Source organism: Streptomyces sp. CAI-85 (assembly GCF_013363615.1).
GTDB lineage: Bacteria > Actinomycetota > Actinomycetes > Streptomycetales > Streptomycetaceae > Streptomyces > Streptomyces antibioticus_B.
This window is the reverse complement of the sequence record NZ_JAANNX010000242.1, coordinates 1-707: the sequence shown is the minus strand read 5'-3', so window position 1 is coordinate 707 and position 707 is coordinate 1. Positions and strand designations below refer to the sequence as shown.

The following is a 707-nucleotide window of genomic DNA, read 5'->3' as shown; positions in this document are numbered from 1 at the left end:
ATCGCCCGCAACACCAACCTGCTCACCGTGCGCACCCCGAGCCGGCTGGAGCTGACCTACCTCCAGAGCGCCTCCGACCTCGCGCAGATGATCGCGGCCGGCTCCTTCCCCTTCCCCAACCAGCAGATGGACATGGACGCCGCCCCGCGCGTCGGCGACGGTCTGATCCGGGTCGACGGCGACGGACTCGTCCAGTACGCCTCCCCGAACGCGCTCTCCGCCTACCACCGCCTCGGCCTCGCCTCCGACCTCGTCGGCCAGCACCTCGGCCACACCACCGCCGAACTCGCCCCCACCCGGGGCCCGGTGGACGAGGCGCTCGCCAAGGTCGCCAGCGGCTGGGCGCCCCGTGAGTTCGAGATCGAGGCCAAGGACGGGGTCATCCAGTTCCGCACGATCCCGCTCAAGCCCAAGGGCACCCGCATCGGCTCGCTGGTCCTGCTCCGGGACGTCACCGAACTGCGCCGCCGCGAACGCGAGTTGATCACCAAGGACGCCACCATCCGGGAGATCCACCACCGGGTGAAGAACAACCTCCAGACCGTCGCCGCCCTGCTGCGGCTCCAGGCCCGCCGGATCGAGTCCGAGCGCGGCCGGGAGGCGCTGGAGGAGGCGGTGCGCCGGGTCGGCTCGATCGCCATCGTGCACGAGACGCTCTCCCAGAACCTGGACGAGCGCGTGGAGTTCGACGAGATCGCCGACCGGGT

1 protein-coding gene is annotated in these 707 nt (G+C 71.1%); it reads left to right on the top strand.

Features of this window, described 5'->3' with window-relative positions; all coding sequences use genetic code 11:
- On the top strand, window positions 1-707 hold a 707-nt coding region (locus tag G6W55_RS38055), incomplete at both ends, for a histidine kinase dimerization/phosphoacceptor domain -containing protein (protein ID WP_175525108.1).